This window comes from Streptomyces sp. NPDC060028 (assembly GCF_042736725.1).
Taxonomy (GTDB): Bacteria; Actinomycetota; Actinomycetes; order Streptomycetales; family Streptomycetaceae; genus Streptomyces.
Genome location: NZ_JBHWVJ010000006.1, coordinates 19359 through 44380 on the forward strand (window position 1 = coordinate 19359; position 25022 = coordinate 44380).

The 25022-nt window shown below is 73.1% G+C and carries 18 protein-coding genes; 9 read left to right on the plus strand and 9 right to left on the minus strand.

Annotated features, from left to right (window positions below; genetic code table 11):
- Positions 1-12: 12 nt before the first annotated feature.
- Positions 13-1605, minus strand: a complete 1593-nt coding sequence (locus tag ACFWBF_RS05050; RefSeq protein ID WP_385595348.1) for an APC family permease — start codon at positions 1603-1605, stop codon at positions 13-15.
- A gap of 48 nt (positions 1606-1653) precedes the next feature.
- The gene (locus ACFWBF_RS05055) at positions 1654-2247 is read right to left on the minus strand and encodes a histidine phosphatase family protein (RefSeq protein WP_385595350.1); all 594 of its coding nucleotides are present in this window, start codon (positions 2245-2247) and stop codon (positions 1654-1656) included.
- A gap of 121 nt (positions 2248-2368) precedes the next feature.
- Here ACFWBF_RS05055 and ACFWBF_RS05060 point away from each other — a divergent pair, with 121 nt between their 5' ends.
- Entirely contained in the window at positions 2369-2929 is a 561-nt protein-coding gene (locus tag ACFWBF_RS05060; protein ID WP_385595353.1) for an RNA polymerase sigma factor, read from the plus strand.
- Here ACFWBF_RS05060 and ACFWBF_RS05065 read toward each other — a convergent pair.
- Genes ACFWBF_RS05065 through ACFWBF_RS05075 form a run of 3 tightly spaced genes read right to left on the minus strand, consistent with a single transcriptional unit; the run spans position 2853 to position 6952 of the window.
- Positions 2853-3923: a MerR family transcriptional regulator gene (locus ACFWBF_RS05065; protein WP_385595356.1), complete on the minus strand. Its 1071-nt coding sequence runs from the start codon at positions 3921-3923 to the stop codon at positions 2853-2855. The two genes, ACFWBF_RS05060 and ACFWBF_RS05065, sit on opposite strands and share 77 nt — an antisense overlap.
- 35 nt (positions 3924-3958) lie before the next feature.
- On the minus strand, positions 3959-5335 hold the full coding sequence (locus ACFWBF_RS05070; RefSeq protein WP_385595359.1) for a cryptochrome/photolyase family protein: 1377 nt from the start codon (positions 5333-5335) through the stop codon (positions 3959-3961).
- 15 nt (positions 5336-5350) lie between these two features.
- A complete protein-coding gene (locus tag ACFWBF_RS05075) occupies positions 5351-6952 on the minus strand; it encodes an SDR family oxidoreductase (protein WP_385595362.1) in 1602 nt (533 codons plus the stop codon).
- Positions 6953-7154: 202 nt separating this feature from the next.
- Here ACFWBF_RS05075 and ACFWBF_RS05080 point away from each other — a divergent pair, with 202 nt between their 5' ends.
- From ACFWBF_RS05080 to ACFWBF_RS05090, 3 genes are read left to right on the plus strand one after another with little or no spacing between them, the layout of a single operon-like run.
- Complete coding sequence (locus ACFWBF_RS05080) at positions 7155-7634, plus strand: Lrp/AsnC family transcriptional regulator (protein WP_385595364.1); 480 nt, start codon at positions 7155-7157, stop codon at positions 7632-7634.
- A gap of 46 nt (positions 7635-7680) precedes the next feature.
- Positions 7681-8358, plus strand: coding sequence for an HAD family hydrolase (locus tag ACFWBF_RS05085; RefSeq protein ID WP_385595367.1), 678 nt, complete (start codon positions 7681-7683; stop codon positions 8356-8358).
- Between the two features lie 43 nt (positions 8359-8401).
- Positions 8402-9496 (plus strand): FAD-dependent oxidoreductase, encoded by a 1095-nt coding sequence (locus ACFWBF_RS05090; protein ID WP_385595370.1) that lies wholly within the window; start codon positions 8402-8404, stop codon positions 9494-9496.
- A 2-nt stretch (positions 9497-9498) separates the two neighbouring features.
- Here ACFWBF_RS05090 and mltG read toward each other — a convergent pair whose 3' ends face one another.
- Together mltG and ACFWBF_RS05100 are read right to left on the minus strand one after the other, a co-directional pair.
- The gene (gene mltG, locus ACFWBF_RS05095) at positions 9499-10365 is read right to left on the minus strand and encodes an endolytic transglycosylase MltG (protein WP_385595373.1); all 867 of its coding nucleotides are present in this window, start codon (positions 10363-10365) and stop codon (positions 9499-9501) included.
- 68 nt (positions 10366-10433) lie between these two features.
- Positions 10434-12341, minus strand: coding sequence for an ABC transporter ATP-binding protein (locus tag ACFWBF_RS05100; RefSeq protein ID WP_385595376.1), 1908 nt, complete (start codon positions 12339-12341; stop codon positions 10434-10436).
- A gap of 85 nt (positions 12342-12426) precedes the next feature.
- Between ACFWBF_RS05100 and ACFWBF_RS05105 the strand changes: the two genes are divergently transcribed.
- From ACFWBF_RS05105 to ACFWBF_RS05120, 4 genes are all read left to right on the plus strand, one after another.
- Positions 12427-12888 (plus strand): MarR family winged helix-turn-helix transcriptional regulator, encoded by a 462-nt coding sequence (locus ACFWBF_RS05105; protein ID WP_385595378.1) that lies wholly within the window; start codon positions 12427-12429, stop codon positions 12886-12888.
- Between the two features lie 68 nt (positions 12889-12956).
- Entirely contained in the window at positions 12957-15893 is a 2937-nt protein-coding gene (locus ACFWBF_RS05110) for an FAD-binding and (Fe-S)-binding domain-containing protein (RefSeq protein ID WP_385595381.1), read from the plus strand.
- 102 nt (positions 15894-15995) lie between these two features.
- Entirely contained in the window at positions 15996-17885 is a 1890-nt protein-coding gene (locus tag ACFWBF_RS05115) for an ABC transporter transmembrane domain-containing protein (protein WP_385595384.1), read from the plus strand.
- Positions 17882-19663 (plus strand): ABC transporter ATP-binding protein, encoded by a 1782-nt coding sequence (locus tag ACFWBF_RS05120; RefSeq protein ID WP_385595387.1) that lies wholly within the window; start codon positions 17882-17884, stop codon positions 19661-19663. Before ACFWBF_RS05115 ends, ACFWBF_RS05120 begins: the two co-directional genes overlap by 4 nt.
- A gap of 94 nt (positions 19664-19757) precedes the next feature.
- Here ACFWBF_RS05120 and ACFWBF_RS05125 read toward each other — a convergent pair whose 3' ends face one another.
- Both ACFWBF_RS05125 and ACFWBF_RS05130 read right to left on the minus strand, forming a co-directional pair.
- Positions 19758-20951, minus strand: coding sequence for a hypothetical protein (locus ACFWBF_RS05125; protein ID WP_385595390.1), 1194 nt, complete (start codon positions 20949-20951; stop codon positions 19758-19760).
- 543 nt (positions 20952-21494) lie between these two features.
- A complete protein-coding gene (locus ACFWBF_RS05130; RefSeq protein ID WP_385595393.1) occupies positions 21495-22286 on the minus strand; it encodes a metal-dependent hydrolase in 792 nt (263 codons plus the stop codon).
- A gap of 145 nt (positions 22287-22431) precedes the next feature.
- Between ACFWBF_RS05130 and ACFWBF_RS05135 the strand changes: the two genes are divergently transcribed.
- Positions 22432-24954, plus strand: coding sequence for a DEAD/DEAH box helicase (locus ACFWBF_RS05135; RefSeq protein ID WP_385595396.1), 2523 nt, complete (start codon positions 22432-22434; stop codon positions 24952-24954).
- Positions 24955-25022 lie beyond the last annotated feature (68 nt).

Below are 25022 nucleotides of genomic sequence, written 5' to 3' on the forward strand. Positions count from 1 at the left end.
GGGGCGGCCTCCTCAGGGCTCTGGCTCGGACTCGGGCTCGGAATCCGGCCCGGGCCCCGACTCGGCCCCCGACTCGGACCCCGGCCGCGGCTTCGCCTTCTTGGCGTGTACGAGGGCCGGGTCGGCCACCCCGCGCCGCTCCTGCCAGAAGCGGCCGTCCCGCAGCCGCCAGAAGCACATCACCAGCACCCCGACGACGGCGATGGCGATCCCGATGACCAGCGGGGGGCCGAGCCCGAACCAGGCGATCCCACCCGCCGAGTTCTCCGGATTCGACATGTCGCCGATCGACTCCACCAACAGCCAGGCCAGCAGGGCCGCCCCGACCACCGGCCCGAGGCCGATGAGCAGGAAGTTGTGCACGCTCTCCAGCAGGTGGCGGCGGTAGTAGACGGCGCAGGCCAGGCCGGTGAGCGCGTAGTAGAAGGAGATGAGCAGGGACAGCGCGGTCAGCGAGTCGAGCAGCGCGTTCTCACTGATCTGGTTGACGACGAGGTACCAGCCGATGGCGATGGCTGCCACCCACCACGTGCTCACGTCGGGGGTCCGGAAGCGCGGGTGGATGTGCGCGAGGTGCGGGGGCAGCGCGTGCCGGCGGGCCATGGACAGGGCGGTGCGCGAGGCGGGAATGATCGTGGTCTGGGTGGAGGCCAGGGCGGAGGTGCAGACCGCGAGGAGCACCACCCAGTCCCAGCCGCCCATGACCTCGTGGGCGAGCACGGCGAAGACGGCCTCCTCCTCCCCGGCGTTCTCGGCGAGGAACGTGGTCCCGGCGTAGCCCACGACTGCGAATCCGACGGACAGGTAGGTGACCAGCAGCACCACCGTCGACCAGATCCCGGCCTTGCCGGGCGCGGTGGCGGAGTCCTCGACCTCCTCCGTGAGGTTCACCGCGGACTCCCAGCCCCAGTAGATGAACACGCCGAGCAGCAGTCCGCCGGTGAGGGCGGCGCCGCCTGCGCCGAAGGGGTTGAGCCACCCGATGGAGGGCTCGATCGAGTCGAGGGTGCTGGTGCCCGCGTAGATCCGGTAGATGGCCACGACGGCGAAGACCAGCAGGAAGAACACCTGGGCGAGGATGAGGACGTCCTGGAGGTGGGCCGACATCTCGGTGCCGATGACGCAGATCGCCGTCATCACGAGGATCACGAGGACGGTGAGGCCCTGACGGACGGCCTCGTTCGCGGCCCAGCCGTCGAGGCCCGCGGCGAGCAGGCCGAAGTGCACGGCGACGTCGGCGAGGGAGCCGATGACGAGTACGCCGGTCATGGCGATGGCCCAGCCGCCGAGCCAGCCCGCCCAGGGGCCCATGGCGCGCGTCACCCACGAGAAGGTGGTCCCGCAGTCCTGGTCGACCTTGTTGAGGTAGTAGAACGCGGCGGCGATCAGCAGCATCGGCACGAAGGACGCCAGCATCACGCCCGGTGCGTAGATCCCGGCCAGGGCCACGATCGGGCCGATGACGGCGGCCAGCGAGTAGGCGGGCGAGGTGGAGTTCAAACCGATGACGAGCGCGTCGAGGAAACCGATCGCGCCGGCCTTGAGCCCCGCGTCCGCCTCCGGGAGCACGCCCGCCGGATCGCCGCCCTCGCCTTGGTGGGCCATGTACGCATCGTCACGCAACGGCCGTCGGCGCGCGAGACGGGAGGGCCTTCAGGGGCTGGTGTTCCAGCCCGCGATCACCGGGAGCCCGTGCTCGGTGGAGAGCACGCTGAAGGTGCCGGTGCGCAGCAGGAAGAGCCGCCCGTCCTGCGGCGGCAGTCCCAGGTAGCGGGCGGTGAGCACCCGCAGCAGGTGGCCGTGGGCGACCAGGACGGCGTTGCCGCGGTCCGCGCGCAGTACGTCGGCCACCCGGGCCAGTACCCGGTCCGCGCGGGCGCCCACCTCGGCGGCGCTCTCACCGGGGTGCTCCGCGTCCCCGGGCGGGACCCCGTCGGTCCACAGGGACCAGCCGGGCCGGTCCCGCAGGATCTCGGCGGTGGTGACGCCCTCGTAGCCGCCGTAGTCCCACTCGTACAGGTCGGGGTCGCTCACTCCGCCGGCGAGGCCGGCGAGGTCGGCGGTCGCGACGGCCCGGCGAAGCGGGCTGGTCAGCACGAGGGCCGGCTGCCGGTCCCGGAAGAAGGGGGCCAGCGAGACGGCCTCCTCGACCCCGCGCGCGGTCAGGGGGACGTCGGTGCGGCCGGTGTGCCGCCCGTTCGCGCTCCACTCGGTCTCTCCGTGCCTCACCAGCAGCAGGTCACTCACGTCTCGGACCCTAAGGCCTGCGGCGCGGCGGCGCCGGGGGTTTCGGCGGGCGTGTCCCGGCGGATTCGATGCGCAAACGATGCGAGTTGGCCCCGCGCCCCTCGATGGCGAGGCTCGGGACATGGACGAGGTGGAGCGCGAGGAACGTGTCGCGGCCGGTTTCACGGCGGGCGACGAGGCCTGCATGGAAGCGGTCCACCGGCGCTGGCGGCCGCTGGTGCACTCCCTCGCCCGGCGCGCGCTGGGCGACGAGCGGGAAGCCGAGGACGTGACCCAGCAGGTCTTCCTGGCCGCCTGGCGCGGCCGCGGCGGCTACCGCCCGGGCCCCGGCGGCCTGGGGGCCTGGCTGACCGGGATCACCCGGCACAAGGTGGCCGACGCCCTGGACGCGCGGACCCGGCGGGCCCGGGTGGCCGACGCCGCCCGGCGCTGCGGTCCGCGCCCCGGCCCGCAGCCGGAGCCGGAGCAGGTCGTGGAGCGGTTGGTGGTCCTCGGCGAGCTGGCCCGGCTGCCGTCGGCGCAGCGGCGGGTACTGCGCCTCGCGTTCTACGGGGACCTGACCCAGGCGCAGATCGCGGAGCGCACCGGGATGCCGCTGGGCACCGTCAAGAGCCATATGCGGCGGGCGCTGCGCGGGCTGCGCCGGTCACTGCAGACGCACCCGCCGCAAGCGATTCGATGACGGCCAGGCCCGAGCGCAGCCCGAACAGCCGCTCGGTGCGCGGGGCCGCGCTGCGGGTCCCCCAGCCGGGCCCGGCCAGCAGCAGCGCCGGGTGTCCGCGTGCCCCGCGCGGCCCCCACTCGATGGCGGCCACCGACCGGGCCAGGGCTTCGTCGGCGGTCGTACGGGACTGCGCCCACAGCACGACGGCACGCGGGCCGGTGCGCCGCACGGCGTCGCGCAGGGCGTCGGCGGGCAGCGCCGCGCCGAACATGCGCACGGGCAGGCCGCGTTCCCCGAGGGCCGCGGTCAACGCCTCGATCGGCAGGCTGTGCTGCTCCCCCGGCGCGCACGCGAGGAGCAGCGGCCGGGTCCGCGGCCGCTCCGCCACGGGTCGGATCCGGCTCATCGCCGCGGAGATCTGCCACGACAGCAGGTGTTCCACCTCCACGTAACGCTCCCCGGCCGAGGCCCACTTGCGACCCACCGCGTGCAGGGTCGGCGCGAGGACCTCCTCCCACGCGGTCACCAGGCCGTCCTCCGCCAGGGCCGCGGCCAGCAGGTCCGTCACGGCCGGTGCGTCGAGTCGTACGGCGGCCCGTGCGAGTCCCCTGCAGGCCGGGCGGACCTCCCCCAGCGGAAGGGCGTTGGGCCCGCCCGGCGCCCCGGCCGCGGCCCGGGGCACGGCGGCGGCGCAGGGGCCGGGGGTCCCGCCGAGGGCGGCCCGGGCCGCCTCGGACGGGGGCACGCCCTGCGCGGTCAGCCGGCACATCAGCTCCAGGCGGGCGATGTCCCGCGGGGTCCAGCGGCGGTGCCGCCCGTCCTCCCGGAAGGCGGGGCCGATGGCGTAGCGGCGCTCCCAGGACCGCAGGGTGGTCGGCGAGACCCCGAGGTGCCGGGCGACGGCCCCGGTGCTCAGCGCGGCGTCGGGCCCGCCCCGAGCGGATTCGGTCGGGCCGGGTTCGGTCGGGCCGGGTTCGGTCGGGCCGGGTTCGGTCGGCGGCGCGGGCTCCACCCGTTCACGGTACGGCGCGGACGCCGGGCGGGAGGTCAGCCGAGGCCGCGCCCCCGGCGGAAGCGGTCCAGCCCGTCGGCCAGCCCGGTCACCGGCTCGGGGTAGTCGTACCGGGCCCGCTCCGGTGCGGGCAGCCGCCACGGCTCGTGCACGCGCGGTGCGGTCAGGCCGGCGAGTTCGGGGACCCAGCGGTGCACGTAGGCGCCGTCGGGGTCGTACTTCAGGCCCTGGCGGACGGGGTTCAGGACGCGGTTGGGCCGGGTGTCGGTGCCCGTCCCGGCCACCCACTGCCAGTTGAGCTGGTTGTTGGCGAGGTCCCCGTCCACGAGCAGGTCCAGGAAGTGCCGGGCCCCGGTCCGCCAGTCCACGTACAGGGTCTTGGTGAGGAAGCTCGCGGCGAGCAGCCGGCCGCGGTTGTGCATCCAGCCCTCGTGGCGCAGCTGGCGCATGGCCGCGTCGACCACCGGATAGCCGGTGAGGCCGTCCTTCCAGGCCTGGATCTCCTCCTCGGCGGCCGGCCCGGTGCGCCAGCGGTCCTGCCGGGCCCGGTAGTCGGCGGTCGCGACCGCGGGCCGGGCGGCGAGCACCTGGTGGTGGAAGTCCCGCCAGCACAGCTGCCGGACGAAGGCCGCGGCGCCGGGGCCGCCGAGCGCCCGGGAGCGGTGGACGGCCTCGACGGGCGAGAGGGTGCCGAAGTGCAAGTGCGGCGAGAGGCGGGAGGTGGCATCGCCGGCGAGGTCGTCGTGGGCCTCCTCGTAACCCTCGATCCCGGAGCGCAGCCAGCCCTTCAGGAGGCGGCGGGCCACGCTCTCGCCTCCCCGCGCCAGGCCCGGCGAGACTCCGGCGACGGCGGTCCGGTCGGGCAGCGGCTCGGAGCCGACGCGGTCGGGGACGCGTACGGAGCGCGGGGCGGCCCAGACGGCTCGCAGGGGCAGGTCCGCCCAGCGGCGCAGGTAGGGCGTGAAGACGGCGAAGTGGTCGGAGCCGGCCGGGAGCACGGCTCCGGGCGCGACGGCGGTCACCACCGTGTCGTGGACGTAGAGCCGGCGGCCTTCGGCTTCGAGCGCGGCGCGCAGGCGCTCCTCGCGGGCCCGGGCGTAGCCGCTGACCCCGGCCGCCATGTGGACCTCGTCGGCGTCGCACTCGCGCACCAGGGCACAGACCTCGGCGACGGCGTCGGTGCCGGAGCGGACCACGAGGCGGCCGCCGCGGTCGCGCAGTGCGGAGTCGAGGTCGGCGAGAGCGTCCGCGAGGAAGGCGAGCCGGTTGGGGGCGCTGAAGGAGGCGACCGGGGCGGCGCGGTCGCGGACGAAGAGCGGCACCACCTGGTCGCAGGAGGACAGTGCCGCGCGCAGCGGTGGATGGTCGTGCAGGCGCAGGTCGGAGGTGTACAGGACGACCGCGACGTTCATGGCTCTCGCTCCGCGTCAGGGCTGTGGGGGACGGCTGTCGTGGGGTACTTCGGCGGCGGGGGCCGCCGCGGATGCGGGGGCGCCCCGGCCGGCCTGCCGGTCGAGGCGTTCGGCGGCGCGGGCGATGTTGCGGGCCATCCCGCCGAAGACCAGCGCGTGGAAGGGGGACACGCTCCACCAGTACAGGTGCCCGAGCAGCCCGTGCGGGTGGAACAGGGCGCGCTGGCGGTACGTCGACCGCGGCCGTGGCCCCCCGGCGGGGGCCGGGCCGGGGGCCGGGCCGGGGGCCGGCGCGGGCTCCGCGTACATCTCCAGCCAGGCGAGGCCCGGCAGCCGCATCTCCGCGCGCAGCCGCAGCAGGCGGCCCGGTTCGATCTCCTCCACCCGCCAGAAGTCGAGGGAGTCCCCCACCCGGAGGCGGGCCGCGTCGCGGCGGCCGCGGCGGATGCCGACCCCGCCGACGAGCCGGTCCAGCCAGCCCCGTACGGCCCAGGCCAGGGGGAAGGAGTACCAGCCGTTGTCGCCGCCGATGCCCTCCACCACCCGCCACAGCGCTTCGGGGGTGGCCGCGACGGAGCGTTCGCGCCGGTCGGTGTAGAGGCTGCCGCCCGCCCAGCCGGGGTCGGTGGGCAGCGGGTCGCTGGGCGCGCCGGGCACGGCGGCGGAGGACCAGCGGGTGGTCACGTCGGCCTCGCGCACCCGCTGGAGTGCGAGGGTCAGGGCCTGGTCGAAGCCGATGGGGGCGCCGGGCGGGTCGGGTACGTACCGGGCGATGTCGTGCTCGTCGCAGACCACCTCGTGGCGCAGGGATTCGGCGAGCGGCCGCGCCAGTGCCCGCGGTACGGGCGTCACGAGCCCGATCCAGTGGCTGGACAGCCGCGGGGTGAGCATGGGGACGCGCAGGATGAGCCGGTGGGGCAGCCCGGCGACGACCGCGTAGCGCCGCATCATCTCCTCGTACGTGACCACGTCCGGGCCGCCGATGTCGAAGGCCCGGTCGACCTCGGGCGGCATGGTGGCGCTGCCGACGAGGTAGCGCAGCACGTCCCGCACGGCGATGGGCTGGCAGCTGGTGCCGACCCAGCTCGGGGTGATCATGACGGGGAGGCGTTCGGTGAGGTAGCGCAGCATCTCGAAGGAGGCCGAGCCGGACCCGATGATGACGGCGGCGCGCAGGTAGGTGGCGGGCACCGGCGAGGCGAGGAAGATCTCGCCGACCTCGGCGCGTGAGCGCAGGTGCGGGGAGAGTGCGTGGACCGGGATGCCCGCGGGGGTGAGTCCGCCCAGGTAGACGATGCGGCGGACCCCGGCGGCGTGGGCGCGCCCGGCGAAGACGCGGGCCGCGGCGCGGTCGCGTTCCTCGAAGTCCGCGCCCGTGCCGAGGGAGTGCACGAGGTAGTAGGCCACGTCGATGCCGCGCAGGGCCGCCGCGACGGATTTCGGGTCGGTGACGTCCCCGCGGACGATCTCGGTTCGTCCGGCCCACGGGTGGTCGCGCAGCTTTTCCGGGGAGCGTGCGAGGCAGCGGACCCGGTGGCCGGCGCCGAGGAGTTCGGGCACCAGCCGGCCGCCGATGTAGCCGGTGGCTCCGGTGACCAGGCAGTGCAGGCCCGTCATGGCTCTCTCCGCTCTTCGGTGTTCCGTGCTGTCCCGTGCCGTCCCTGTAATGGGTTCCCGCCGTTCGGCGTCTACGGATGCACGGGATGCACGGGTCCCCCGATCGGCCCATCGCAGCCCCCTCCGGCTCCGAAGCGGCCGCGTCGGCGGGCCACGGCGGCGGTGATCCGGCCCGCAAGGGGGCCATTGGTACAGTCGCGGCATGGCCGTGGACGAGCTCGACACCCGGATCCTGCGCCTGCTGATCGAGCAGCCGCGCACCAGCGTGCGCGAGTACGCCCGCCTCCTCGGCGTGGCGCGCGGCACCCTTCAGGCCCGGCTGGACCGGCTGGAGCGCACCGGGGTGATCACCGGGACGGGGCCGGTGCTCTCCCCTGCCGCGCTGGGACATCCGGTACTGGCCTTCGTGCACATCGAGGTCACCCAGGGTCACCTGGACGAGGTCGGCGACGCCCTGGCCGCCGTGCCCGAGATCATCGAGGCCTTTTCGATCACCGGTGGCGGGGATCTGCTGACCCGGGTGGCGGCGCGGGACAACGCGCACCTGGAGGACGTCATCCAGCGGCTGATCCGGCTCCCGGGCGTGGTCCGCACGCGGACCGAGGTCGCGCTGCGCGAGCGGGTCCCGCACCGGCTGCTGCCGCTGGTCGAAGCGGTGGGACGAGCGGCGGACAAATCCTGACAAGATGGTCGGGACACGCACACGACCGGCAGGACGGGCGCAACGGATGATTTCCGTCATATTCGATCTCGACGGCACCCTCGTGGACAGCGAGCCGAACTACTACGAGTCGGGCCGCCGCACCTTGGAGCGGCACGGGGTCCCCGATTTCACGTGGGAGCAGCACTCCCGCTACATCGGCATCGGAACCCTGGAGACCCTGGAGATCCTCAGGGACCGGTACGCGATCCAGGCCCCGGTGGAGCAGCTCCTCGCCGAGCAGAACGCCGCCTACCTGGAGCTGGCCCGCGCCGAGACCGAGGCCTTCCCCGAGATGCGCAAGTTCGTGGAGCGGCTGCACTGTGACGGGACCCCGATGGCGGTGGCCTCCGGCTCCTCCCGCGAGGCGATCGACGCCGTACTGGCCGGCACCGGGCTGGACTCGCTGCTGACCACGGTGGTCTCCGCCGAGGAGGTGGCGCACGGGAAGCCCGCCCCGGACGTCTTCCTGGAGGCGGCGCGGCGCCTGGGCGCGGACCCCGCCGATTGCGTGGTCATCGAGGACGCGGCCCCCGGCGCGCAGGCCGCCCGCGCCGCCGGCATGGGCTGCCTGGCCGTCCCGTACGTGTCGGCCACCGCCGACGACCCCGCCTTCGCGACGGCGGGCCTGCTGTTCCGGGGCGGGCAGCCCGAGTTCAGCGCGGACACCGCCTACGAGTGGCTCGGCGAACACCGCGCCGCCTGACCCCGCCGGGAAGATCCCGTGGTCGCCGCGAGTTAGTAGAACCGTGAACGAATTTGCGGTGGACGCGGTGGACGTGGACGTGGTGGTCATCGGCGCCGGGCAGGCGGGCCTGTCCAGCGCCTACCACCTGGCGCGGGCGGGGATCGGCCACGTGGTCCTGGACCACTCGCCCCGCCCGGGCGGGGCCTGGCAGTTCCGCTGGCCCTCGCTCACCTACGGCAAGGTCCACGGCATGCACGCCCTGCCCGGGATGGAGCTCACCGGCGCCGATCCGCTGCGACCGTCCTCGGAGGTGATCGGCGCGTACTTCGCGGCGTACGAGGAGCGGTTCGGCCTGCGCGTACGGCGGCCCGTGGACGTCACGGCCGTACGCGAGGGCACCGACGGGCGGCTGCTGGTGGAGTCCTCGGCCGGTGCCTGGTCGGCGCGGGCCCTGGTCAACGCCACCGGGACCTGGGACCGGCCGTTCTGGCCGCGCTACCCGGGGCAGGAACTCTTCCGCGGCCGCCAACTGCACACCGCGAACTACCCGGGGCCGCAGGAGTTCGCCGGGGCGCGCGTCATCGTCGTCGGCGGGGGCACCTCGGCGGTGCAGCACCTGCTGGAGATCGCCGAGGTGGCGGCGGAGACCACCTGGGTCACCCGGCGGCCCCCGGTGTTCCGCGACGGCGGCTTCGGCGAGGCCGAGGGCCGCGCGGCGGTGGCCATGGTGGAGGAGCGGGTACGGCGCGGGCTGCCGCCGCAGAGCGTGGTCAGCGTGACCGGGCTGCCGCTGAACGAGGCGGTCCGCGGCGGGCTGGAGTCGGGGGTGCTGGAGCGGCGGCCGATGTTCGACCACCTCACCGCCACGGGCGCCGGCTGGGCCGACGGGCGGCGCGTGGAGGCGGACGTGATCCTGTGGGCCACCGGTTTCCGCGCGGCCATCGACCACCTGGCCCCGCTGCGCCTGCGCGAACCGGGCGGCGGCATCAGGGTCGAGGGCACCCGCGCGGTCCGCGACGCACGCGTCCACCTGGTCGGCTACGGCCCGTCGGCCTCCACCGTCGGCGCCAACCGCGCCGGCGCCGCCGCCACCCGGGCCATCCGCCGGCTCCTGGCGCCCCGGCCGTCGCCCGCCACCGCCGTGCCCGTGCGCTGACTTCAGGTGGCGTCCGCGGGCGTGCCCGCCCGGGCGCGACCGGCCGCGGCGCGGTTCCGGTTGAACTCCGCGACGTGTTTCTTGTGTTCCTCGTACGTGGCCGAGAAGCGGGTGTCGCCCGCCTTCACGGTGACGAAGAAAAGCCAGTCGCCGGGCGTCGGGGCGACCGCCGCCGCCATGGCCTCCAGGCCGGGGCTGTCGATCGGCGTGGGCGGCAGGCCCTGGCGCTCGTAGGTGTTGAACGGGCTGTCGATCCGGGTCTCGCTCAGCTTGGTGTCCACCGTGGAGCGGTTCAGCGCGTAGTTGATGGTGGAGTCCATCTGGAGCGGCATCGACTTGGCCAGCCGGTTGTGCACCACGCGGGCGACCTTGCCCATGTCGGATCGGGTGTCCGCCTCCGCCTCGATGATGCTGGCGAGCGTGGCCGTCTGATACGGGGTCATCCCGTGCGCCTTGCCGCCGTCGGCGACGGCTTTGGTGGCGAGCTTCTGACGGGCCGTCTGCACCATGTACCGCAGGACGGTGGCGGGCGTGCTCGTCGAAGTCACCGGATAGGTGGCCGGGAAGAGGTACCCCTCCGGGTTGCCCTTCGCCTCGGCTGGCAGGTCCAGTGCGGCCGTGGCGACCGCCGCCTTCGTGGAGCCGGCCGGGAGCTTCAGCTCGCGGTCGATCGCGGTGTACACCTGCGGAGCCCGCCAGCCCTCGGGAATCAGCAACAGGCGCGGCTTCTCCGGCGCTTCCTCGCCCGAAGGCATCGAGATCAGGACTCCCGCCCCGATCGCGAGCAGTATGCCGAGGAACAGCGCCAGCCGGCCCCGGCGGGTGAGCCTGGAGCGGCGCGGCGACGGCGGCCGGTACTCGTGACGCATACGGGCACGCTAACCCGCGAAGTGTCATATTTCCGGCATCCGACCCGTGTGCCGGTCATACGATCAGATCACACGTTCACGGGAACCGGCTCAGCCTCCCCGGCGTGCGCGGCAGACTGCGACACGGACACCGGCTCCGGCTTCGACACCGGCTCCGGCTTCTGCTCGGCCTCGCGGTCCCGCCGGACCAGGGCGGCGTAGCGGCCGTCCGCCTCCAGCAGTTCCTCGTGCGTACCGCTCTCGGCGATGCGGCCCTTGTCGAGGACCACGATCTGGTCCGCATCGCGCACGGTGGAGAGGCGGTGCGCGATGGTGATGGTGGTGCGGCCGGCGGAGAGATTGTCGATGGCACGCTGGACGGCATGCTCGGTGCGGGTGTCCAGGGCGCTGGTGGCCTCGTCGAGGATCAGCACCGGCGGGTCGCGCAGGATGGTGCGGGCGATCGCGAGGCGCTGCTTCTCGCCGCCGGAGAAGCGGTAGCCGCGCTCGCCGACCAGCGTGTCGTACCCGTCGGGCAGCGACTCGATGTGTTCGTGGATCTGGGCGGCGCGGGCCGCTTCGGCTATCTCCTCGTCGGTCGCGTCCGGCTTGGCGAAGCGAAGGTTGTCGGCGACGGAGGCGTGGAAGAGGTAGGTCTCCTGGGAAACCACTCCGATGGAGCGGGCCAGCGAGTCGAAGTCCAGGTCGCGCACGTCCACCCCGTCGAGGGTGACCCGTCCGCCGGTCACGTCGTACAGCCGGGGCACGAGGTAGCTCAGGGTGCTCTTGCCGGATCCGGTGGGGCCGACCACGGCGAGGGAGCCGCCGGCCGGGACGGTGATGTCGAGGCCCTTCAGGGTGGGCCCGTGCTGGGCGTCGTACGCGAAGTCCACGTCTTCCAGCCGGACCTCGCCCTTGGCGCGGCCCAGTTGGACCGGGTCCTCGCGCTCGGTGATGTCCACCGGCAGGTCGAGGTACTCGAAGATGCGGGCGAACAGCGCGAGCGACGTCTGGATCTGGACCCCGGTCGACAGCAGGCTCACGGCGGGCCTGAACAGGCCCTGCTGGAGGGTCACGAAGGCGACGAGGGTGCCGACGGAGAGCGAGGGGGCACCGGACTGGAGGGCTATGCCGGCAGCCCAGTAGATGAGCGCGGGCATGGCGGCCATGACGATGCCGATGGTGGACATCCGCCAGCGCCCGGCCATGCTGGAGCGGACCTCGAGGCCGACGAGCTTCTCGGACTCCTCGGCGAAGGACGCGGTGAGCGAGTCGGCGCGGCCCATGGTGCGGCCGAGCAGGATGCCGCTGACCGACAGGGACTCCGTGACCGTCGCCGCCATGGCGGCCATCTGCTTCTGGCGCTGCGTGGTGATCTTCTTGCGCTCGCGGCCCACCCGGCGGCTGATCCACACGAAGACGGGGAGCAGGAGGAGCGAGACGAGCGTGAGCCGCCAGTCGAGGGCGAGCATCGCGACGACGGAGGCGATCACGGCCGTCAGGTTCGACACGAGCGAGGTCGCCGTCGAGGTGACGGTCGCCTGCATGCCGCCGATGTCGTTGGCTATGCGGGACTGCACCTCGCCGGTGCGGGTGCGGGTGAAGAAGGCCAGCGGCATCCGCTGGAGCTGGGCGTAGACGCCGGTGCGCAGGTCGTGCATGACGCGCTGGCCGACCGTGGTGGAGATCAGGGTCTGGAGCACGCCGAAGACACTGGTGACGACGGCCGTGAGGATCATGCCGAGGGCGAGCAGGCTGAGCAGCCCGGTGCGCCCCTGCGGGATCGCGACGTCGAGGATCTCCTTGAGCAGGAACGGCGAGGCGACGCCGACCAGCGAGGAGGCGCCGACGAGCATGCCGACGACGGCCAGACGGCCGCGGTACGGCCGGAAGAGGCCGACGATGCGGCGCAGCTCACGGGGCTGCTCCGCCGGGGCCGGGCGGCTGGGGTCGAGGGCTTCTTTCGATGGGGTCCACTCGGGTTCTTTGGGGCGCATGGGCCTCCTTCTGACGAGACTCGCATGAGCATAGCTCATTGTTACCTATACTCACAATGAATCTGGTCCTGATAGTGTTCCCAGTATGAGCACCGCTTCCGAGACCGACACCACAGACGGCGTCCTGGCCGAGCAGCTGCTGCGCCTGACCCGGCGGCTCCATCGCATCCAGAAACGCCATCTCGAGCCGCTCGGAATCACCCCCGCCCAGTCCCGGCTGCTGCGCCTCGTCTCGCACTACGACAGCGCCGAGCCGCCCCGGATGGCGGACCTCGCCGCCCGCCTGGAAGTCGTGCCCCGCGCCGTGACCACGCTGGTCGACGGCCTGGAGGCGGCCGAGTGCGTCCGCCGTGCGCCCGACCCGGCGAACCGGCGCGTCATACGGATCGAGCTCACCGACACCGGCCGCGCCACGCTGCGGCGGCTGCGCAACGCGCGAACCGACGCGGCAGAGGAGATCCTGGCTCCGTTGACCGCCGGTCAGCGCGAAGTGCTCGGCGGTCTGCTCAACGCGCTCGCGGACGCCCCGGCGGAGCGGCGCTGCTGAGAACGCACGCACCGGCCCCCGTCTCGTGACCCGGGGCTGGGCCGAACGAGTGAGGCGAGGGGTCGCACATGCCGCTGCTGGAGCCGAAGCCCGGGACCCTGCGCCCGCGGACCATCGGCGGCCCCGCCCCCGACCGGGTGCCCGAGCGGCGGGCCACCGGCACCCCGGAGCCGCTGCGCACCGAGCTGAGCGAGCTGCTGGGCGCGGAGAAGGTGCTGTGGAAGGTCTCCGACCTGGTCCGCTACGCCTCGGACGCCTCCCCGTACCGATTCGTACCGCAGGTCGTCGTGATCGCCGAGGACATCGACGACGTCTCCGCGGTCCTCTCGTACGCGCACGGCAGGCAGCGCGAGGTCGTCTTCCGCGCCGCCGGGACCTCCCTCAACGGCCAGGCCCAGGGCGAGGACGTCCTGGTCGACGTACGCCGCCACTGGGCCGGCGTCGAAGTGCTGGAGGAGGGCCGGCGGGCGCGGATCCAGCCGGGCACCACCGTCCTGCGGGCCAATGCCGCGCTCGCCCGGTACGGCCGGATCCTCGGTCCCGACCCGGCCAGCGCCATCGCCTGCACCCTCGGCGGGGTCGTCGCGAACAACGCCTCCGGCATGACCGCCGGTACCACGCGCAACTCGTACCGCACGCTCTCCTCCCTCACCTTCGTGCTGCCCGGCGGCACCGTCGTGGACACCGCGGACCCGCTGGCCGACGAGGAGCTGGCCCGCGCCGAACCGGCGCTGTGCCACGGGCTGATGGACATCAAGAGGGAGATCGAGGCCGACCCCGGGCTGGTGGCCCGGATCCGCGCCAAGTACGAGATCAAGAACACCACCGGCTACCGCCTGGACGCCTATCTCGACGGCAACACCCCCGTGGAGATCCTGCGCGGGCTGATGGTCGGTTCGGAGGGCACCCTCGGCTTCATCGCCGAGGTCGTCTTCGACACCCTCCCGCTGGACCGCGAACTCACCAGCGCGCTGCTGTTCTTCCCCTCGCTGCCCGCCGCGGCCGCCGCCGTCCCCCTCTTCACCGAGGCGGGCGCCCTCGCCGTCGAGCTGATGGACGGCAACACCCTGCGCGCCTCGGTCAGCGTCGCCGGCGTGCCCGCCGACTGGGCCGGGCTGCCCAAGGACACCACCGCGCTGCTGGTGGAGTTCCGGGCCCCGGACGAGGCGGGCCGCGCCGCGTACGAACGGCGCGCGGCCGAGGTCCTCGCCGGGCTGGAACTGGTCGCGCCCGTGGCCTCGGTGACCAACGCCTTCACCCGGGACGCGAGGACCATCTCCGGCTACTGGAAGGCCCGCAAGGCCTTCGTGACCGCCGTCGGCGGCGCCCGGGCCCCCGGCACCACCCTGATCACCGAGGACTTCGCGGTGCCCCCGTCCCGGCTCGCCGAGGCCTGCGAAGCGCTCCTCGAACTCCAGGCGCAGCATGGCTTCGACGCGGCCGTCGCCGGTCACGCGGCCCACGGAAACCTGCACTTCCTGCTCGCCTTCGACGCCGCCGAGCCCGCCGACGTCGAGCGGTACGCCGCCTTCATGGACGCCTTCTGCCGGCTCACCGTGGAGCGGTTCGACGGTTCCCTGAAGGCCGAGCACTCCACCGGCCGCAACATGGCTCCCTTCCTGGAACTGGAGTGGGGCCCCAAGGCCACCGAGCTGATGTGGCGCACCAAGCGGGTCGTCGACCCGGACGGGGTGCTCGCCCCGCGGATCCTGCTCGACCGCGATCCGCGGGCGCACCTGCGCGGCCTGAAGACCATCCCGCGGGTCGAGGCCGTCGCCGACCCGTGCATCGAGTGCGGCTTCTGCGAACCGACCTGCCCCAGCGAGGACCTTACGACCACGCCCCGGCAACGGATCGTGCTGCGCCGCGAGATGATGCGCCAGCGGCCCGGCTCCCCCGTGCTCGACGGCCTGCTCGACGCCTACGGGTACGACGCCGTGGACACCTGCGCGGGCGATTCCACCTGCAAGCTCGCCTGCCCGGTCGGCATCGACACGGGCGCGCTGATGAAGGACTTCCGCCACCGCCGGTACGGCCCGCGCGAGGAGCGCGCCGCCGAGCTGGCCGCGCGGCGTTTTCGTACCGTCGAGGCCTCCGCCCGGCTGGCCGTGGCCGCCGCCGACAAGATCACCGACCTGGTCGGGGACCGGTTGCTCGAAGCGGTGACGGGGGCCGCGCGCAAGGCCGTACGACCCGACCTGATTCCGCGGTGGCTGCCGCAGATCCCCGGCGCCGCGGCCCGGAAACTGCCCGCGACCCGGCGGGTCGGCGCCTCGGCCGTGTACTACCCGGCCTGCGTCAACCGGATCTTCGCCGGCCCCGACGGGCAGCCCGGCCCCTCCCTGCCGCAGGCTCTGGTGGCGGTCTCCGAGCGCGCCGGGAAGCCCGTGTGGATCCCCCGGGACGTCACAGGGACCTGCTGCGCGACCATCTGGCACTCCAAGGGGTACGACGCCGGGAACCGGGTGATGGCGAACCGGATCGTGGCGGCCGCCTGGGGCTGGACGGCGGGCGGGCGGCTTCCGTTGGTGGTCGACGCCTCGTCCTGCACGCTGGGCCTCGCGCACGAGGTGATCCCCTACCTGACCGCGGACAACCGGGCGCTCCACGCGGACCTGCACATCGTCGACTCGGTCGTCTGGGCGGCGCAGGAGTTGCTGCCGCACCTGGAGATCCGGCGCACGGTCGGCTCGGCCGTGCTCCATCCCACCTGCTCGATGCGGCACTTGGACGACGAGGCGCACCTGCGGGCGGTGGCCGGGGCCTGCGCGCGGGAGGTGGTGGTTCCGGACGATGCGGGCTGCTGCGCCTTCGCGGGCGACCGCGGCATGCTGCACCCGGAGCTCACCGCCTCCGCGACGGCCCGCGAGGCGGCGGAGGTGACGGCGCGGCAGTTCGACGCGCACCTGTCGGCGAACCGGATGTGCGAGATCGGCATGGACCGGGCCACCGGGCGCAGCTACTACTCGGTCCTGCTCGAACTGGAACGCGCCACCCGCCCGTGACCGTCCGGGAGTGCTTCCGCACCACGGAAAATCGATTGCCCGAGGCCGGTCCGGAAGGCGAACCTTGCACGGTTTGAACCACTCGACCAGTCATGGGGCGTCATGCAGATCAGCGATCTTCCGTATCCGGACCCAGGGGTACCCGACGCTCGCTCCGGCCCTCGTTTCCTGGTGTGGCTGGGCCTCGGCCAACTCGGCGGACAGGCCAAAAGCCTGTGCTGGGGGCTGCTGCACTTCTCCGGCGTCGCCGGACTGCCGTACGCGGTGGGCCTGGGCGTCGACGCGGTCGTCGACCGCGATTCCGGCCGGCTGCTGCTCGTCGGCGGCCTCTTGGTCCTGCTGGGCGTGGCCATCTCGGTCGGTGACGCCATGCTCCACCGCACCGCCGTCACCAACTGGATCACGGCCGCCGCGCGCGTGCAGCAGTTGCTCGCGCGCAAGACCGCCGAATTGGGCTCCGCCCTGACCCGGCGGGTCGCCGCGGGCGAGGTGGTCGCCGTGTCCACCGGCGACGTGGAGAAGATCGGCTGGTTCGTCGAGGCCGTCTCCCGTTTCCTGGCCGCCGCCTTCGCCGTCGTCCTCGTCTGCGTGGGCCTGCTCTTCTACGCCCCGGCGCTCGGCGTGGTCGTGGCGATCGGCGTGCCCGTGGTCGCCCTGGCCGCGCTGCCGCTGCTGCCGCGCGCCACCAAACGCGCGGACTTCCAGCGGGAGAAGGCCGGCAAGGCCACGGAGCTGGCCTCCGACACCGTCGCGGGACTTCGGGTCCTGCGCGGCATCGGCGGCGAGGAACTGTTCCTCAGCCGCTACCGCGAGGCCTCGCAGGAGGTCCGCAAGGCCGCCGTGCGCAGTGCCCGGATGTGGGCGCTGATCTCCGCGATCCAGGTGCTCCTGCCGGGCGCGCTGCTGATCACCGTCGTCTGGTACGGCGCCGCGCTGGTCGTGGACGGGCGCATCGAGGTGGGTGAACTGGTCGCGGCGTTCAGCGCGGTGGCGACCCTGCTCTACCCGCTTCGGCACTTCGAGGAGATCGCCATGGCCTACTCCTTCTCCCGTCCCTCCGCGAAGCGGGCCGCCCGGGTGCTGTCGCTGACGCGTACGGCGGCGGATGCCGCGGAACCGCAGGACGGGAAGCCGAAGAACGGGAAGCCGGAGGACGGGAAGCCGAGGGGCGCCGAGCCGCGGGCCATCGTGGTGCCGGACGCGCCCGCTCCGGGCGGCGACCTGTACGACCCGGGGACCGGGCTGCTGGCTCCGGCGGGCGTGTTCACCGCCGTGGTGTGCGGGGACCCGGACCTGGCGGGGCGGCTCGCCGAACGCCTCGGCGGCCACCCGGTCGACGACGCGGCCGACGAGGCCGGCAGCGGTGCCCCGGTGCTGCTGGGCGGAGTCGCGCTGGACGAGCTCGCGCTGGACACCGCGCGCACGCTGGTCCTCGTACAGGACAAGGACCCGGTGTTGCTGTCCGGGACGCTGCGCGAGCTGTTCGACGTACCGGCGTCCGGAGCGGTCGGCCCGGGGGCCGCCCTGGACGCCGCCCAGTGTGCGGACGTGCTGGACGCGCTGCTGCAGTCCGCCCCGGACGGGGTGGCGGACCCGATGGACGCGCGGATCACCGAGCGCGGCCGGTCGCTGTCCGGCGGGCAGCGCCAGCGGCTCGCGCTGGCCCGGTCCCTGGTGACCGACCCGGAGGTGCTGGTGCTCGACGAGCCGACCTCGGCGGTCGACTCGCACACCGAGGCGCGGATCGCGGACGGCATCGCGGCCCTGCGCGCCGGGCGCACGACGGTGGTATTGGCGTCCTCGCCGCTGCTGCTGGACCGCGCCGACCGGGTCGTCCTCGTCCACGAGGGTGCCGCCGTGGCGACCGGAACGCACCGCGAACTGCTGCAGGGCGAACCGCGCTACCGGGCGGTGGTCACCCGCGAGACCGACGCGGAACAGCGGCTGGCGCGGATGGAAGAAGCACTCACCGAGATCGAGGAGTCCGCATGATCGGCATCGCGCCGCCGGATCACGATCCGGCGGCACCCGACACGGCCGCGACCCTGCCTGTGGGCACGTCGGCGACCGTACGGGACTATGTGCGCGGCCTGCTGCGCCGCCACCGGCGGGCCTTCGTGGTGCTGGTGACGGTCAACACGGTCGCGGTGATCGCCTCCATGGTCGGCCCGTACCTGCTGGGCCGGGTCGTGGACGAGCTCGCGGCGGGGGCGCGCGAGCTCCATCTGGGGCGGGTGGCGCTGCTGTTCGCGCTGGCGCTCGTCGTCCAGACGCTGTTCGTCCGCCTCGTCCGGCTGCGCGGGGCGATGCTCGGCGAGGAGATGCTCGCCGACCTGCGCGAGGACTTCCTGGTGCGTTCGGTCGGCCTGCCTCCGGGTGTGCTGGAGCGCGCGGGCACCGGGGACCTGCTGTCGCGGATCACCACCGACATCGACCGGCTGGCCAATGCGATGCGCGAGGCCGTGCCGCAGCTGGCCATCGGCGTGGTGTGGGCGGCGCTGCTCTTCGGGGCGCTCGCGGTGACCGCGCCGCCGCTGGCGCTGGCCTCGCTGGTGGCCCTGCCGGTGCTGGTGATCGGCTGCCGCTGGTACTTCAGGCGGGCGCCGTCGGCGTACCGCTCCGAGGCGGCCGGGTACGCGGCGGTCGCGGCGGCGCTCACCGAGACGGTGGACGCGGGCCGCACGATCGAGGCGCACCGGCTCGGCTCGCGCCGGATCGAGCTGTCGGAGCGGCGGATCAAGGAGTGGACGGCCTGGGAGCGGTACACGCTGTTCCTGCGGACCGTGCTCTTCCCCGTCGTCAACGTCACCTATGTGACGATCCTCGGCTCCGTGCTGATGATCGGCGGCTACTGCGTGCTGCGGGGCTGGATGTCAGTCGGTCAACTGACCACGGGCGCACTGCTCGCGCAGATGATGGTCGACCCGATCGGCCTGATCCTGCGCTGGTACGACGAACTGCAGATCGCCCAGGTCTCGCTGGCCCGGCTGGTGGGCGTACGGGAGATCGAGCCGGACGCGGGGGACGCGAAGGTCGCGCCGGAGGGCCGGGACGTACGGGCGGACGAGGTCCGCTTCGGCTACCGGGAGGGCGTGGACGTCCTGCACCAGGTGTCGATGTCCGTGCCGCCGGGCACCCGGATGGCGCTGGTCGGGCCCTCGGGCGCGGGCAAGTCCACGCTGGGGCGGCTGCTCGCGGGCATCTACGCGCCGCGGACCGGCGAGATCACCCTCGGAGGGGCGCGGCTGTCGCAGATGCCGGCCGAGCGGGTGCGCGAGCACGTGGCGCTGGTCAACCAGGAGCACCACGTCTTCGTGGGCTCGCTGCGGGACAACCTGCGCCTCGCACGGAGCGGCGCCGAGGACGGCGAACTGTGGGCGGCGCTGGGCGCGGTGGACGCCGACGGCTGGGCCCGGGCCCTGGAGTCCGGTCTGGACACCGAGGTCGGCTCCGGCAGCACGGCGCTGACCCCGGCGCAGGCGCAGCAGGTCGCGCTGGCGCGGCTGGTGCTGGCGGACCCGCACACGCTGGTGCTGGACGAGGCGACCTCGCTGCTGGACCCGCGTGCGGCCCGGCACTTGGAGCGCTCGCTGGCCCGGGTGCTGGACGGCCGTACCGTCATCGCGATCGCCCACCGGCTGCACACCGCGCACGACGCGGACGTGATCGCGGTGGTCGAGAGCGGCCGGATCAGCGAACTGGGCTCGCACGAGGACCTGGTCGCGGCCGACGGCGCGTACGCGGCGCTGTGGCGGTCCTGGCACGGCTGAGCGGCGGGCTGAGCGGCGGGCTGCCGTCTGCCGGCCGGCGTACCGAGGGCCCGGTACCCCCTGCGGGGTGCCGGGCCCTGGTGCGTGCGGACGGCTACGGGGCCGACGGCGGCAGGTAGGCCTGCTTCGACGCGCACGTCCAGACGACGGGGTGCAGGACGTTGCCGGAGTCGACCGCGTATCCGCCCACCCGGTCGTCGTCCGAGACGGTGAACGCACCCGCGTTCCCGGTGTCGGCGAGCCGGGGCAGCGCCAGGGTCGGGCCGCTGCCCCTCCACAGGGTGGCCTGGGTCGGCGGCGCGGTCTCCGGCGGGAAGGGACCGACCATGGTCGAGTCGGACGCGGTGCCGACGCTCACGCCGGTGGTGGGGCTGACGTCCTCGAAGCTGCCCCGGGTGCGGTCCCCGAGGTTGGGGACGTAGGTCATCTCCGTGTAGGGCGCCTGCCAGGTGACCCCGAAGGAGGTGATCAGGTGCGAGTACTCGTAGGTGCCAAAGATGCGTCCCTTCTCGTCGATGTCCTGCGGAAGGTAGGTGCTGTAGGTGTCACCGGGGTAGAACGGCTGGAGTTCCTGTGCGGGCGCCGCCGGATCCGCGGGCCACAGCAGTCCCGTCTCGTACCAGCTGTCGTCGACCACCCCGGTGCCGCGCCCGACGATCCGGCCCGCGTTGTTGATGCCCGTGACCTCGGCCAGTCCGACGACCTGCGGCGGAAGGGCCAGTTCCCTGCGGATCGTGGTGCCCGACCATTCGATGCCGGTCGTCCTGCCCGTGCCCGGATCGCGGCGCCGGCCGACGATGTGCCCCTTGTCGTTGATGTCGGAGGCCTGCTCGCCGCCGGGCAGCACGGTGACGGCCTTGAGGCCCGGGAAGTAGCGGAAGGAGATCGACGGCTTGCCGGGGCCCGTCAGTCCGCCGACCATCACGCCGAAACGATTCACCGCCGCCACGCTGCCCGCCGTGTAGCCCGCCGGCAGCGGGACGGCGTGCACGGCGGTGCCGAGCCAGTAGGCGGGCCTGTTCTGGGAACGGCCGACGGAGAGGTTCAGCGGGCCGAGCCCCTTCACCTCGGTGGTCGGGGTCCACGAAACCTCCCCGGGGCCCGGCAGCGACTCCAGCACCTGGACGCCCGGCCGGCAGCGCCTGGCCGCGGCGTCCCCGTCGGCCGCATGCGCGGCCGGGGCCACCACCAGCGTCGCGAGCGCCGTGGCGATCACGAGGACTGCCCGGGTGCGCGGGCGGCGGTCTCCGTTGTTCGTGTGCGTCTTGCCGTCCTTGTTCCTGTTCACGACTCCCCCTGGTCTGTGTCGGGCCGAGCGCTCCGCCGGTCCTGCCGGCGGCGGTGAGGCCGGGCAGGGCGCGCACCGGGCCGCGGGGCTCCTTCCGGCGGGCTGTACGTGGTGGCCGTGCCGACCACACCGCCGCGCTGCGCGCGGTGGCTTCGGCGGGCGGCGGTACGGCGTGCACGGCGGTGCCCGGCCAGTACGCCGAGCGGGCCGGTCGCGTTCACCCGGCCCGGGTGCACGGGTCGTCGCCGTCCGGGCCGGTCAGTGATTTCCGTACCCGGCTGGCCGGCTCGCAGCCTGCTCCGGTGTCCCGAGCCGCCGCCCGGGCCGGTGACGCGACGGCGGGCGGGACGGGGAGGGTCCCCGCCACGCTCGCGCCGATGGCGCTGCCTGGCTTCCCCATAGGTCCCCCCGGACGTCATGCGAGCCGACGGCTCTGACGGCTCGTCGGCTCACATGATGTCCGTACGGGACGGGGCTGGGTAGACGACCTCTGGCGGACGGTCTCCAGAGCCTCTAGTGCGGTGAACCTTTCAGGTCACCGCACTAGATGAGGCCGAGGGCCGCCGCGCCGCCCACGCCCGAGAGCAGCATGAACACCGGCATCAGGACCTTGAGCTCCACCCAGCTGCCGGCCCGGAAGCGCATCACCTTCGGGGGGCCGATCGGGTACCAGCGCTTGCCGGCGATGGGCAGGGGCCACAGGATCGGACAGCCCGAGACGGTCAGGGCGTCGCCGATGTCGTGGACCAGGGCGCCCAGCAGGATCGGCAGGCCGAGCCAGAGGTACTCCTGGCCGGGCCCGGTGAACAGCCAGTCGGCGCCGTTTCCGGGCTGGTCGAGCACGCCGGCCAGTATCCAGGCGCTGGTGGCGCCCAGCAGCCAGACCAGGACGTCACTGGACATCCGTGCGGCCCGCCACAGCAGGCCTTCGACGGCAAGGACCAGGTGGACGAAGAGCAGGGCGAGCACACCCCAGCGGTCGGCGGTGACGGCGAGGGCGGAGGATCCGGCGCCGATCAGGACGGCCCAGAGCCAGGTGTGCGTCAAAGTGCGGTGGCCGCCGCTGCGGCGGGCGTCGCGCGGGGCCCGGGTGGCCTTGTAGACGGAGTACGAGATCTTGTCGACCACCTCGCACAGGCCCTTGGAGAGCGGGCCGAAGGCGCGCGAGATCGTCGCCGACTTGTGGTCGAGGTCGGGGGCGAGAGCCGCGCCGGCACAGATCAGTGCGCCGACGACGAGAACGGGCCAGGGCATCGGACGCCCGGCTGCCGCTGTCGCCGCGCCGACCCCCAGCCAGGCTGCCGCCCCGGACAGAGAGTGCGCGGGCCCCATCATGGTCGTTCCCCACCCCGGTCATGTGCTGGTCGGGCCCTGGTGACGGATTCGTTCGGGCCGCATCGACGGCACAGCGTACCGTCGATGATCTTCCTTCCGGCCGCCGGTTCCCTCATCCGGGGGGAAGCCAGGCAAGATGGGGGGTGTGACCCTCATTGATCAGCTCCCGCCGAACGCCGACCCCGACGCCCTCTTCGAGGCTTTCTCCTCGTGGGCGGAGGACCAGGGCATCACCCTGTACCCGGCTCAGGAGGAGGCACTGATCGAGGTCGTCTCCGGGGCGAACGTGATCTTGTCCACCCCGACCGGCTCCGGCAAGAGCCTGGTCGCGGCGGGCGCGCACTTCACCGCCCTGGCCCAGGACAAGGTCACCTTCTACACCGCCCCGATCAAGGCGCTCGTGTCGGAGAAGTTCTTCGACCTGTGCAAGCTCTTCGGCACCGAGAACGTCGGCATGCTCACCGGCGACGCCTCCGTGAACGCCGACGCCCCGGTGATCTGCTGCACCGCCGAGGTGCTGGCTTCCATCGCCCTTCGCGACGGCAAGTACGCCGACATCGGCCAGGTCGTGATGGACGAGTTCCACTTCTACGCGGAGCCGGACCGCGGGTGGGCCTGGCAGATTCCGCTGCTCGAACTTCCTCAGGCGCAGTTCATCCTGATGTCGGCGACCCTCGGCGACATGAAGCGGTTCGAGGAGGACCTGACCCGGCGCACCGGCCGGCCGACCACGATGGTCCGCTCCGCGACCAGGCCCGTCCCGCTGTCGTACGAGTACGTCACCACGCCGATCACCGACACCATCACCGAGCTGCTCGAGACCCGGCAGGCGCCGGTCTACATCGTGCACTTCACGCAGGCCCAGGCGGTCGAGCGGGCGCAGTCGCTCATGAGCATCAACATGTGCACCCGCGAGGAGAAGGACAAGATCGCCGACCTGATCGGCAACTTCCGCTTCACCACCAAGTTCGGCCAGAACCTCTCCCGCTACGTCCGCCACGGCATCGGCGTGCACCACGCGGGCATGCTGCCCAAGTACCGGCGTCTGGTGGAGAAGCTGGCCCAGGCCGGTCTGCTGAAGGTCATCTGCGGCACCGACACCCTCGGCGTCGGCGTCAACGTCCCCATCCGCACGGTGCTGTTCACCGCGCTCACCAAGTACGACGGCAGCCGGGTCCGCACCCTGCGCGCCCGCGAGTTCCACCAGATCGCCGGCCGCGCCGGCCGGGCCGGCTTCGACACGGCGGGCTACGTGGTGGCCCAGGCGCCCGAGCACGTCATCGAGAACGAGAAGGCCCTCGCGAAGGCGGGCGACGACCCGAAGAAGCGCCGCAAGGTGGTCCGCAAGAAGGCTCCCGAGGGCTTTGTGGCCTGGTCGGACATTACCTTCGAGAAGCTCATCGCCGCCGACCCGGAGGCGCTGACCTCGCGCTTCAAGGTCACCAACATCATGCTCCTGTCGGTCATCGCCCGGCCGGGCGATGCCTTCAAGGCGATGCGTCACCTCCTCGAGGACAACCACGAGCCGCGCAAAGCCCAGCTGCGGCACATCCGCCGGGCCATCGCGATCTACCGCTCGCTGCTGGACGGCGGGGTCGTCGAGAAGCTGGACACCCCCGACGCCGAGGGCCGCACCATCCGGCTCACCGTCGACCTCCAGCAGGACTTCGCGCTCAACCAGCCGCTGTCCACCTTCGCGCTGGCCTCCTTCGACCTGCTGGACCCGGAGTCCCCCTCCTACGCGCTGGACATGGTCTCGGTCGTCGAGTCCACGCTGGACGACCCGCGCCAGATCCTGGCCGCCCAGCAGAACAAGGAACGCGGCATGGCCGTGGGCGCGATGAAGGCCGACGGGATCGAGTACGAGGAGCGGATGGAGCGGCTCCAGGACGTCACCTATCCCAAGCCCCTCGAAGAGCTGCTCTTCCACGCCTACGACGTGTACGCCAAGAGCCACCCGTGGGTGCGCGACCACCCGGTCTCCCCGAAGTCGATCATCCGTGACATGTACGAACGCGCGATGACCTTCACCGAGTTCACCTCCTATTACGAGCTCGCCCGCACCGAGGGCATCGTGCTGCGCTACCTGGCGGGCGCGTTCAAGGCGCTGGACCACACCATCCCCGACGACCTCAAGTCCGAGGACCTCCAGGACCTCATCGCCTGGCTGGGCGAGCTGGTCCGCCAGGTCGACTCCAGCCTGCTCGACGAATGGGAGCAGCTGGCGAACCCGGAGGTGGAGACGGCGGAGCAGGCGCAGGAGAAGGCCGACCAGGTCAAGCCGGTCACCGCGAACGCCCGCGCCTTCCGCGTCCTCGTCCGCAACGCCATGTTCCGGCGGGTGGAGCTGGCCGCGCTGGACCACGTCAACGTGCTGGGCGAACTCGACGCCGAGTCCGGCTGGGACGCCGACGCCTGGGGCGAGGCCATGGACGGGTACTGGGACGAGTACGACGACCTGGGCACCGGCCCCGACGCCCGCGGCCCCAAGCTCCTCCAGATCGAGGAGGACCCGGCGCACGGCCTGTGGCGCGTCCGCCAGACCTTCGCCGACCCCAACGGCGACCATGGCTGGGGCATCAGCGCCGAGGTCGACCTCGCGGCCTCCGACGAGGAGGGCCGGGCGATCGTCCGGGTCACCTCGGTCGGCGAACTCGGCCAGCTCTGACCTCCCCCAGACGCCAACGACCGGCGCCAACGTAACCGCCTGGCCCGCCGGACCCGACACTGGAGAAC

Excerpts from the sequence above, each read along its gene's own strand:
- ACFWBF_RS05060 (WP_385595353.1), top strand. The coding sequence starts at position 2,369 with ATGGACGAGGTGGAGCGCGAGGAACGTGTCGCGGCCGGTTTCACGGCG.
- ACFWBF_RS05130 (WP_385595393.1), bottom strand. The coding sequence starts at position 22,286 with ATGATGGGGCCCGCGCACTCTCTGTCCGGGGCGGCAGCCTGGCTGGGG.
- ACFWBF_RS05115 (WP_385595384.1), top strand. The coding sequence starts at position 15,996 with ATGCAGATCAGCGATCTTCCGTATCCGGACCCAGGGGTACCCGACGCT.
- ACFWBF_RS05070 (WP_385595359.1), bottom strand. The coding sequence starts at position 5,335 with ATGAACGTCGCGGTCGTCCTGTACACCTCCGACCTGCGCCTGCACGAC.
- ACFWBF_RS05100 (WP_385595376.1), bottom strand. The coding sequence starts at position 12,341 with ATGCGCCCCAAAGAACCCGAGTGGACCCCATCGAAAGAAGCCCTCGAC.
- ACFWBF_RS05120 (WP_385595387.1), top strand. The coding sequence starts at position 17,882 with ATGATCGGCATCGCGCCGCCGGATCACGATCCGGCGGCACCCGACACG.
- ACFWBF_RS05050 (WP_385595348.1), bottom strand. The coding sequence starts at position 1,605 with ATGGCCCACCAAGGCGAGGGCGGCGATCCGGCGGGCGTGCTCCCGGAG.
- ACFWBF_RS05110 (WP_385595381.1), top strand. The coding sequence starts at position 12,957 with ATGCCGCTGCTGGAGCCGAAGCCCGGGACCCTGCGCCCGCGGACCATC.
- ACFWBF_RS05075 (WP_385595362.1), bottom strand. The coding sequence starts at position 6,952 with ATGACGGGCCTGCACTGCCTGGTCACCGGAGCCACCGGCTACATCGGC.
- ACFWBF_RS05105 (WP_385595378.1), top strand. The coding sequence starts at position 12,427 with ATGAGCACCGCTTCCGAGACCGACACCACAGACGGCGTCCTGGCCGAG.
- ACFWBF_RS05080 (WP_385595364.1), top strand. The coding sequence starts at position 7,155 with ATGGCCGTGGACGAGCTCGACACCCGGATCCTGCGCCTGCTGATCGAG.
- ACFWBF_RS05085 (WP_385595367.1), top strand. The coding sequence starts at position 7,681 with ATGATTTCCGTCATATTCGATCTCGACGGCACCCTCGTGGACAGCGAG.
- mltG (WP_385595373.1), bottom strand. The coding sequence starts at position 10,365 with ATGCGTCACGAGTACCGGCCGCCGTCGCCGCGCCGCTCCAGGCTCACC.